The organism is Shewanella sp. SG44-2 (assembly GCF_014164215.1).
Classification (GTDB): domain Bacteria; phylum Pseudomonadota; class Gammaproteobacteria; order Enterobacterales; family Shewanellaceae; genus Shewanella; species Shewanella frigidimarina.
In genome coordinates this window covers 1-10664 of sequence record NZ_JACJEU010000050.1, presented here as the reverse complement: position 1 = coordinate 10664, position 10664 = coordinate 1, and the positions used below count along the sequence as shown (strand labels likewise).

Genomic DNA, 10664 nt, shown 5'->3' with positions numbered 1-10664 from the left:
TGAGAGCCTACAAGGATAAGAATTTGAAGCTGTTGAAATGGCATTGGATGTCAGCAATTAAGATGCTTCAAAATTTAGTAAGGGACCCACAAGCATCCTATTAAATTCGTGGGGATCCCTCAGGGTTTGAGTCGTATGTTGACGATCCGTTCTGCCCATATACTCAACCTTACTGTTATGAATAATACCAAGCGGGCCAAAATTAGGCGCGGCAAAGGTGTGTACTCCAGTAGTATTAGTCTTCGTTACATCGCGGGCGTTAAGTACTGTATCGTTCATCACGACTAAAACACCCCTGCCTTTAGACTCTAGATTCGCGGCAATGGCGACTGCATTATACAGATTCATAGGTCCATCGGCACTCATAGCAGTGGATGGACGCATTGCACCAACCAGCACTACAGGCTTATCGCTCTTGACAGTTAGATTCAAAAAGTAAGCTGTTTCTTCTAAAGTATCAGTGCCATGGGTAATCACAATTCCATCGACATTTTTATCAGCCAGCAAAATATTAATCCGTTTGGCTAAATCTAACCAAACTTTATCGTTCATATCTTGCGAACCAATTTTAACGAGTTGTTCACCTTGAATTTCGGCAAGTAACTTTATCTCCGGCACAGCTGCTATTAAGCTATTAACCCCTACCTCTCCAGACTGATAATTTGACTCAGTAGCCGATTGGCCCACTCCAGCAATGGTTCCACCTGTGGCAATAATTCGAACCTGTGGAAGCGCTTGCACCGCAGAGGATAGAAATAACCCTAAGGTAACCGACAGCAAGAGCTTACGTATAGAAAATTTCATACTAACTTCCTTTTATTAATAATAAACACTTCACAAGTGTGCACTATTATTAAATTCTCACCGTGATAGTTATCACTAAAATTAACAACTGAGACCAAATAACAATCTAAATCAAAAAATAAATAATAAAATAATTTAAATAAAGACACTTTTAATTAACACAATACTTTTACCAAAAACATTTTCACCTTTAAATATTAAGTTGACAAAAAATAACAATTCAACATACAACTTGGATCAAATAGTAATAGATCACACAAATCAATTCAGTTGAGATATTTATCTAACGACTAAAATAAATTTATAACTCGATACAATTATGTGATCATTATCGATATTAAAATGCCACTTAAGGGGTAACCTTTCACCCAATAGTTAAGGAGAAAGTTCTCCTTCATATTTTCGAAGAGTTATTTTTGATATGCAATTTAAGCTTATATACACATACCATAGCTCAAGGTCGAAAATATATCTTACTATTAACAGGATTTAATAGGATAGAAATGAAAAACACTAATAGCACACGTATCGAAGAAGATTTATTGGGTACTAAAGAAGTTTCTAATGAATTTTATTATGGCATTCACACATTACGTGCAATGGAAAACTTTAAATTAAGCAATCAAAAAATTTCAGACGCACCTGAATTAGTGCGAGGCATGATGCTAACAAAAAAAGCAGCTGCCATGGCTAATAGCGAATTAGGGGCTGTAAGTCCCGAGATTGCGGATAAAATTATTGAAGCCTGCGATCTGATCCTCACTACCGGTCAATTTGTCGACCAATTTCCAGTAGATGTTTATCAGGGTGGTGCTGGTACCTCGGTCAACATGAACACCAATGAAGTATTAGCCAATGTTGCATTGGAACTCATGGGGTTAGAAAAAGGCCGCTATGATGTCATCAACCCTAATGACCATGTTAATAAGTGTCAATCCACTAATGATGCTTATCCAACAGGTTTTAGAATTGCATTGGTCAACAGCACAGATATTTTATTAGAGACATTAACCGACCTCATCAGTGCCTTCGACACCAAAGCTACAGAATTCAAGACCGTATTAAAAATGGGCCGCACTCAGTTACAAGACGCTGTGCCTATGACATTAGGCCAGGAGTTTCACGCTTTTGCTGTAACACTGCGCGAAGAAATTAAATCGATTAAACGTTGCCAAGAATTATTACTTGAGGTGAATTTAGGTGCAACGGCTATTGGTACAGGTCTAAACACTCCAATAGGGTACTCCTCATTGGCCATTAAACATTTGGCTGAAATTACTGGCCGTGAATATGTGCCAGCCGAAGATTTGATTGAAGCGACATCGGATTGTGGCGCCTACGTTATGCTGCACAGCGCAATTAAGCGTATGGCCATTAAAATGTCCAAAATCTGTAACGATTTACGCTTGCTTTCATCGGGTCCACGCACAGGATTCAATGACATCAATTTGCCTCAGTTACAAGCCGGTTCGTCAATCATGCCTGCCAAGGTCAACCCTGTGATCCCAGAGGTGGTTAACCAAGTGGCTTTTAAAATTGTCGGTAACGATATTACGATCACTATGGCCGCAGAAGCTGGCCAGTTACAACTTAACGTGATGGAACCTGTCATTGGCCAGGCTATGTTTGAGTCGCTAAGTCTTATGGGAAATGCCTGTATCGCACTGCGTGAGAAGTGTGTTGAAGGGATCACTGCCAATCCTGATGTCTGTATGAATCATGTATTAAATTCTATTGGCATTGTGACCTATCTTAATCCGTTCATCGGTCACCATGAAGGCGACATTATCGGCAAAATTTGTGCCCAAACGGGTAAAAATGTCCGTGAAGTGGTGCTAGAACGAGGCTTATTAACAGTTGAAGAGCTCGATGAAATCCTCTCTGTAGAAAACCTAATGCATCCTAAGTATCAGGACAAACGAAATACAAGCAAAACCAAAGTGTAACTCTGTTGGGTTGGAGATTTTCTCCAACCCAAATTCGATTATTAAACAATAAGCTTCTGCATAATTAACCTTAAGCAGAATATGACAATCAAAATAACAAAGAGTTAATACCATGATTATATTAGAGATAATTATCGTACTAGGGGCTATTTACCTAGGTGCAAGAATGGGGAGCATGGGGATCGGCTTTGCTGGCGGTGTCGGAGTGCTGATACTGACAGCTGGACTTGGACTAACACCAGGGACTATCCCGATTGATGTAATCCTAATCATTATGTCGGTGATCACCGCCATTGCAGCCATGCAAGTATCGGGAGGGATGGACTATCTCGTCTCACTGGCAGAGAAATTACTACGTAAACATCCAAAACAAATTACCTTTCTAGCACCCGTCGTCACTTATTTCATGACACTCTTTGCTGGAACGGGCCACACAGCATTCTCAACTTTACCTGTTATTGCAGAAGTAGCCAAAGAACAAGGTATACGTCCATCTCGACCTTTATCTATCGCAGTTGTAGCATCTCAAGTCGCCATTACTGCCTCACCTATTTCTGCGGCAGTAGTGTTCTTCTCTGGCATCTTAGAGCCACTTGGAGTGGACTATTTAGTGCTATTAGCAGTATGTATCCCTTCCACTTTTCTCGCTTGTATGGTCGGGGCCGTAGTAGCCAATTTAATGGGTAAACCGCTAGCAGAAGATCCTATCTACCAAGACCGTTTGGCCAAAGGATTAATCAAAAAACGTGGTGCGACCCAAATAAACATTAAAGACGGTGCTAAACGTTCAGTGGTGATTTTTTTAATGGCTATTGCGGCTGTGATGATTTATGCCACTGCGATTTCCGACAAAGTGGGATTAATTGTTAATCCGGTATTGCCTCGCGATTCAGCCATCATGGTGATTATGCTAACTGCTGCTGCAGCTATTACGATTTTTTGTAAATTAGACGCTAGCGAAATTTCTAATGCTGCCACTTTTAAGTCAGGTATGTCTGCCTGTGTCTGTGTGCTAGGCGTTGCGTGGTTAGGGGATACTTTTGTTGCAAACCATATTGATGAAATCAAAGACCTTGCAGGAACCTTACTGCAGAGCCAGCCATGGTTATTGTCGGTAACACTATTCTTCGCTTCTATGTTGCTCTACTCACAAGGGGCCACAACTAAAGCGCTGATGCCTGCGGCATTAGCCATTGGTGTGAGCCCTTTAACAGCCGTTGCCTCTTTTGCTGCTGTGAGTGCGTTGTTTGTATTACCTACTTATCCAACGCTACTGGCAGCTGTCGAAATGGATGACACCGGCTCAACTCGAATTGGTAAGGCGGTATTTAACCACCCATTCCTTATTCCTGGTGTAGTGACAATTGCTACCAGTGTCGCGTTAGCGTTCTTATTTGGCGGCATGATTATATAGCTCAATGTTAAGCAATGTTATCGAAGGGCTAATCCAGAAAATGGATTAACCCTGTTCTTTTAATCTTTATATAGGGACTTTGTTTTGGGGTAATGCTTACGCATTTACATCATAACAAATCTTATAAGAGGTGAATTAATGTCAGAAAAAACGCGCGTTCCAACCGCCATCAATGGTGGACCATTTGGACAAGCCTGGTCAGCTAGAGCCGACTGCTTACAAAGCTTGACAGGGGCTTTACTGGGCGCTTTCTTATTAGTGCATATGCATTTTGAGGCAAGCATTTTATTAGGCAAAGAAACCTTCTACCGCTTCGTGCAAGTACTTGAAGGTGGCATGTTTAGCGCTACTGGCCACGGTTGGCCACTAGTGACACAAATCTTTTCAGTATTTATTTTAGTTATCGTCGTCGTTCACGCGGCGCTAGCATTACGTCGCTTTCCGGTACAACTTGGCCAGTGGCGTGCACTTCGTGGGTTTATGTCCAACATAAAGCACAAAGACACTCGCGCTTGGTATTGGCAAATGATCACTGGATTCATCTTATTTTTCTTAGTCTCAGCACATCTTGCAACCATGATTTTAGATCCTGAAATTGGTCCACACCTCTCAGCCGACCGCGTCTATAACGGACATGCCTGGATCTTGTATGTGGTATTCCTTCCGGTTGTATTAGTACATGGCTTAATTGGCTTATACCGAGTGATATTAAAATGGGGAGTGAGCAATAATCGTTCTCTCATACGCACCATTGCCCAGGTGTTAATGATCTATTTACTTTGTTTAGGTTCATTAAGCCTCATTACTTACATCTCTATTGGCAGTGAACTGACACTACCCGTTCAGCCTTTTATTCCGAAGTAGTAGGCATGCTAAGGGGACGCTAAGTGTGATTGCCTGGCAACAAACAGCCAGAGTCAATAACAAAATGAGCCCCCCTGAATCGCAAAGCTAAGCCTCAACACACAGACCCTCCACTGACGAATAGGTGCATTACATCTATCGCAGGGGCGCAATGGAAATTCATACATATTATCTAGATTATTAGATAAGGAGCTGACTTTGAAACTTATTTATACAGACTCACTAATCATTGGTGCCGGGCTAGCAGGCCTTAGAGTCGCTATTGCCACCAAAGAACGCGGCCTAGACACACTGGTATTATCGCTTATTCCGGCAAAACGTTCACATTCCGCGGCTGCTCAAGGCGGTATGCAAGCAAGCCTTGGCAATACAGTTAAAGGCATGGGTGACAACGAAGACATACATTTTCAGGATACGGTAAAAGGGTCTGACTGGGGTTGTGACCAAGATGTGGCACGTATGTTTGCCCATTGCGCCCCCAAAGCCATACGTGAACTGACAAACTGGGGAGTGCCTTGGTCTAGAATTTCTGCTGGTCCGCGCGATGTGATAATGAATGCAAAAAAAGTGACTTTACATGAAGCAGAAGAAGCTCATGGCCTCATCAACGCTCGAGATTTTGGCGGCACCAAGAAATGGCGAACATGCTATACCGCCGATGGTACTGGCCACTCATTATTGTATGCGGTAGATAACCAAGCAATATCGATGGGTATTCCGGTACACGAAAGGATTGAAGCCTTATCACTGATCCATGATGGTAAGCGTTGCCACGGAGTAATTGCACGCTGTTTAGTGACCGGAGAACTGCGCGCCTATGTGGCTAAATCAACTACGATTGCGACTGGAGGTTACGGCAAAATTTATGAAATATCGACTAATGCCACTATCTGCGAAGGTATAGGCCAAGCGTTAGCACTCGAAACTGGCGTCGCGACATTAGGCAATATGGAAGCGGTACAGTTTCATCCGACAGCCATCGTCCCAGCAGGAATTCTTACCACTGAAGGTTGTCGCGGTGACGGCGGCATACTACGCGATAAAGACGGTCATCGCTTTATGCCAGATTACGAGCCAGAGAAAAAAGAACTCGCCTCCCGTGATGTGGTATCTCGCCGCATGACCGAACATATTCGCAAAGGTAAAGGAGATGACAGTCCTTACGGGCCACATCTCTGGTTAGATATAACCATTTTAGGTCGTGAGCATATTGAAACCAATCTGCGCGAAGTGAAAGAAATTTGTGAATATTTTCTTGGAATCGATCCCTGCAAAGAGTGGATCCCTGTAAGACCTACCCAGCATTATTCTATGGGCGGCGTTCGTACTAATGCCACCGGTGAAAGCCCACAACTTAAAGGACTATTTAGTGTTGGAGAAGCTGCATGCTGGGATATGCATGGTTTTAATCGTTTAGGTGGTAATTCTGTGGCAGAAACCGTAGTAGGCGGCATGATCATCGGTAAGTATGTAGCCGATTTTTGTGAACAAAATGCCTTAGAAATTGATACTGCCCTTACCCAAAAATTTCTCGATAAGTTACAAAATGAAATCGATAACTTAGTCGACGGTAAAGGTACAGAGAACCCCTTCGAAATAAAAAAAGAAATGCAACGTATCATGATGAATTACGTCGGCATCTTTCGAAATGGTCCTGAACTAGACAAGGCTATAGCCGAGCTTAAAGCATTACTTCTACGGGCAAAAAATCTAGGACTTAAGTGTAAAAAACGTCATTCAAATCCTGAATTAGTTGAAGCTCTGCGCGTCACCAGAATGTTGAAAGTAGCCTTAACTGTCGCCTGTGGGGCTGCTGCACGCACCGAAAGCCGTGGAGCCCACTCTAGAGAAGATTATCCACAACGCAATGATAAAGATTGGCTAAATCGTACATTGGCTACCTGGCCAAATGACGAGTCATTAGAACCCGTTTTACATTATGAGAAGCTCGATGTAATGAAAATGGAGTTACCTCCTGGATACCGTGGTTACGGCAACGATAACAACATTGCCCATCCCGATACTGAAAAACGGACTCAAGAAATAAACAAAATAACGGCAGAACTCGGCGACGCCCCAGATAGGCACACGCTGCAGCAAGCGTTGATGCCATATACGCTACCTAGCCATCTACAACCAGCTAATGAACGTCTTAGCGATACATTAGCAGTCATACCATCTCAACCGGTAGGAAATAAATCATTATGAGCCGAAAAATCACCTTTAATATCTTCCGCTACGATCCACAAGATAGCCAAGATAAGCCAAAAATGGAACGTTACGAATTAACCGAAACAGATGGTATGACAGTGTTTATCGCATTAAATCAACTGCGTGAACAACAAGATACTTCGTTACAGTTCGACTTTGTGTGCCGAGCAGGTATTTGTGGCAGTTGCGCCATGGTGATTAATGGATTCCCAACTCTTGCCTGTCGTACCTTAACGGCAAATTACCCTGATGGTGAAATCACCTTAATGCCTCTACCTGGCTTTGAACTGATTGGTGACTTGTCGGTAAACACCGGGAAATTTATGCGTGAATTAGCCGAGCGATTAAAGCTCTGGTTACATCCTAAACCTGACGATCAAGACATGCATCGCCTAGAAAATCCAATGGCACCAGAAGAAGCCGCGCGGATATATGAATTGGAACGCTGTGTCGAATGTGGTGTCTGCGTCTCTGCATGTGCCACCAAACAAATGCGAGACACCTTTGTGGGCGCAGTAGGCATGATGAAAATTGCCCGTTTCGAAATGGATAGTAGAGACAACCGCAGCGCAGATGACTTCTACCATGTTATCGGCAATCAAGATGGAGTCTTTGGCTGCATGACGCTGTTAGGTTGCCAAGATAACTGCCCTAAAGACTTGCCCCACATGCAGCAAATTGCTTATTTACGCCGAAAAATGGCCTCGACAATTATCTAGTCAAAAAGTCCTTTAATCAAAAACTCGCTGCTTTGGCGAGATTGATGAGGCAATACAACACTAAAACTTTGCAAACAGGCGCCCCTGTTTGCAGTAAATATGTGGGAGCTTTTGCATTGTCGCTAGGCACCTGCTCACGCACTGTCAAAAGTGCACATCCTTACTACTAGCAGTACTGTTTAATCGGTAACCAAACCCGTAGCAGAACACTAGTAGTTGTTATGTAAGGAAACATAAATGAAACCGTCCCAACTAAAATCTGCAATTATTATGCTGAGCTTTGCGGCTCCCATATTCACAACTCAAGCTAATAGCAACACCGATACTAATGAGGAGTTACGAGCTGAACTACAACAAATTCAGCAAAGGCTCGCCACGCTTGAAACCCAAGACAGTGAGTCATCTTTGCTCTCAGATACCCAGTTTAATTTTTATGGTTCTTTACGTCCGACATTCGGTCTTACCCATACCAATTCAGACGATGTGTGGGATGTTGGAGATGCTAACTCACGGATTGGTTTTGCGACGGAATACCAATTAGGAGATGGCCTAATGGCCTTTGCTAAAGGCGAATTTAAGGTTGATATAAGAAATGATGGTGACTTTGGCGATGCACGAAAAGCCTATGTCGGAATCGAAGGTTTTTTAGGTCGGTTTGCTATTGGTAAGCAAGCAGTAACACAAGAAATCATTTACGATCCCGTCGATATTTTCAATCGTTCAGGAACCCCAATAGCCTATGACAGTGCAAGTCCATTTAGACTTAACAATCTAGTGACTTATAGAAAGCAATTCGGCGATATTTTGTTTTCTGCTGATGCCCAATTCGATGGTAACAAAGGAAGTGATGGGAGTGATTTCTTTAACACCGGTTTACGTTACAAAACAGACCTAATCTACATAGCCGCAGCGTTTTACACTAAAGAATTAGAAGACGGTACAGATGAAAATACCGTAGGTGTCACCTTAGCTAAAAACTTTGAGTCACTGTACCTAGCAGCTGCTTATCAAAACATAGACAAAGACATCGCCGATGGGTCAACTCTTGATATAGTCGCAAGCTACTTCATCAATGAAACCTATAAAATTAAACTGGGGATATCCAAATATGATGATGGTGGCAACAATATCACCTCAGGTAATTATAATGCCTATAACACCACCTTTGAATGGCATAAAACATCGAAATTTAGTACCTTCATCGAATATCAGAAAAAAGACTTTGAATACCAAGATACTGATGATCAAATTATGATCGGTATGCGCTATAACTTCGATTATAAGTTTTAAGCCGTAAATGAACTTCATGATTCAGTAAAAGTAATGGCGCCCTAAGAAGCTTATATTTATTAGAGTGCCATTATATACTGTAAGAATGAGCAAACTAACCATGGGTAACATGGTTAACTACTACTTTTAAATACACTAACAGTATAAATCTACCCCCCCCCTGATATTCCGTTAAGAACAAGCTACGGAGGATTAACGCATAATGTTAATTCTCCGTAGTCAATTATCCATAAAACATCAGAATATTCACTGCATAAATCGAAAATACTACTGACAGTCGTTCAAGAAATTGTCGAAAAAAATCCAGAAAAATCAAACCTAAGCTTTGCAGAGTTCTACTGACAAATCGTTTTCCAAGGACAATGGATAAGAAACAAATAAAGGACTAATGAGGATGACATGAAGTAGTCAACTAAATAAAAATGCACATAAGAGCGACAAGCATTTCCATCACCAATGAAAAAACAGCAGGTTAACTCAGAAACGTCAGGTTTCTCTTAGCTACAATGAAAGTGAAACAGTAACAAGAAAGCCCATATAAAGAGAGAAACAAAAATTTTATACTCATAAGTCTAAGAATATAAATAACAAAAGGACAAGGGGTAATAACAGCAATGCAGATATTAAACTTTCTTTTTCTAAGCTATATTTTACAGAATTGAAAACGGCTCGCATATTTCTATGCAAGCCGTTATTTTATTTGGCAGGGGTGGCAAGACTCGAACTCGCAACCATCGGTTTTGGAGACCGCTGTTCTACCAATTGGAACTACACCCCTGTTGACGAGGGGCATTATGCTAAAACCACCACCAAAGGTAAAGTACTTTTTATAATAAAGTGCTCAACTGCAGTTTTTTCAGGCAGGTTAGCCAATCCAATCAATTTATGTGTAGATCATACAGCTAAGTAGAGCCATTTAGCTCCAGATCAAACGTACGTCACATCCGCACGCCAAACCAAATTGGTTTATAGCGTCAACGTTAAACTGTTGCTTTAACAAACTAGGCGCGATTGTAGGCTCATCATTCGCTATCTTGTAGCGATGTTTTCTGGGTTGGCTACTAATAAGTCGTGCATCTCTCATTAAACTGGCAGCCTTATAACGGCCAACATTTTCACCTAATTGATTGAGCTAGCCTGCTATCGTTCTCGCGCCAGCAGAGCCTCGGCTATCACGGTGGATTGCAATTGCTTGCTGGCGCAACTTCTCACGTTCAGGCTTCACTAGTCCACGATGTTTGAGATGATAATGGTAGCTACTTCGCGGTATATCAAATAAATGGCAAAGCTATTTGACGATGTTCTGCTCTCTCGATAACGATTCAATTAACGCTATCGTTTGATGTTGTCTTGCATTAAGAGAGCGGTAGCCTTTTTTAGGATGTCTTTCTCCCATTCAATCTTCTTAATTTGCGC

7 protein-coding genes and 1 tRNA gene are annotated in these 10664 nt (G+C 42.0%); 6 read left to right on the top strand and 2 right to left on the bottom strand.

Features of this window, described 5'->3' with window-relative positions:
* Nucleotides 1-57: 57 nt before the first annotated feature.
* A complete protein-coding gene (locus tag H5181_RS19985; protein WP_310734291.1) occupies nt 58-804 on the bottom strand; it encodes a type II asparaginase in 747 nt (248 codons plus the stop codon).
* Between the two features lie 503 nt (nt 805-1307).
* Between H5181_RS19985 and aspA the strand changes: the two genes are divergently transcribed.
* The 6 genes from aspA to H5181_RS19955 all read left to right on the top strand — a co-directional run bounded on the left by aspA (nt 1308) and on the right by H5181_RS19955 (nt 9248).
* Nucleotides 1308-2750, top strand: a complete 1443-nt coding sequence (aspA, locus tag H5181_RS19980; protein WP_182751856.1) for an aspartate ammonia-lyase — start codon at nt 1308-1310, stop codon at nt 2748-2750.
* 112 nt (nt 2751-2862) lie between these two features.
* Nucleotides 2863-4164, top strand: a complete 1302-nt coding sequence (locus tag H5181_RS19975; RefSeq protein ID WP_041412770.1) for an anaerobic C4-dicarboxylate transporter — start codon at nt 2863-2865, stop codon at nt 4162-4164.
* Between the two features lie 138 nt (nt 4165-4302).
* Nucleotides 4303-5028, top strand: coding sequence for a fumarate reductase cytochrome b subunit (locus H5181_RS19970; protein ID WP_059744834.1), 726 nt, complete (start codon nt 4303-4305; stop codon nt 5026-5028).
* Nucleotides 5029-5226: 198 nt separating this feature from the next.
* Nucleotides 5227-7236 carry a fumarate reductase flavoprotein subunit gene (locus H5181_RS19965; RefSeq protein ID WP_102036422.1) on the top strand — a complete coding sequence of 670 codons (2010 nt, stop codon included), beginning with the start codon at nt 5227-5229 and terminating at the stop codon, nt 7234-7236.
* Nucleotides 7233-7958, top strand: coding sequence for a fumarate reductase iron-sulfur subunit (locus H5181_RS19960; RefSeq protein WP_220491851.1), 726 nt, complete (start codon nt 7233-7235; stop codon nt 7956-7958). Before H5181_RS19965 ends, H5181_RS19960 begins: the two co-directional genes overlap by 4 nt.
* 237 nt (nt 7959-8195) lie before the next feature.
* The gene (locus tag H5181_RS19955) at nt 8196-9248 is read left to right on the top strand and encodes a porin (RefSeq protein WP_182751855.1); all 1053 of its coding nucleotides are present in this window, start codon (nt 8196-8198) and stop codon (nt 9246-9248) included.
* Between the two features lie 701 nt (nt 9249-9949).
* Here H5181_RS19955 and H5181_RS19950 read toward each other — a convergent pair.
* Nucleotides 9950-10026, bottom strand: a tRNA-Trp gene (locus H5181_RS19950).
* Between the last annotated feature and the right edge of the window lie 638 nt (nt 10027-10664).

Excerpts from the sequence above, each read along its gene's own strand:
- H5181_RS19985 (WP_310734291.1), bottom strand. The coding sequence starts at position 804 with ATGAAATTTTCTATACGTAAGCTCTTGCTGTCGGTTACCTTAGGGTTA.
- aspA (WP_182751856.1), top strand. The coding sequence starts at position 1,308 with ATGAAAAACACTAATAGCACACGTATCGAAGAAGATTTATTGGGTACT.
- H5181_RS19975 (WP_041412770.1), top strand. The coding sequence starts at position 2,863 with ATGATTATATTAGAGATAATTATCGTACTAGGGGCTATTTACCTAGGT.
- H5181_RS19970 (WP_059744834.1), top strand. The coding sequence starts at position 4,303 with ATGTCAGAAAAAACGCGCGTTCCAACCGCCATCAATGGTGGACCATTT.
- H5181_RS19960 (WP_220491851.1), top strand. The coding sequence starts at position 7,233 with ATGAGCCGAAAAATCACCTTTAATATCTTCCGCTACGATCCACAAGAT.
- H5181_RS19955 (WP_182751855.1), top strand. The coding sequence starts at position 8,196 with ATGAAACCGTCCCAACTAAAATCTGCAATTATTATGCTGAGCTTTGCG.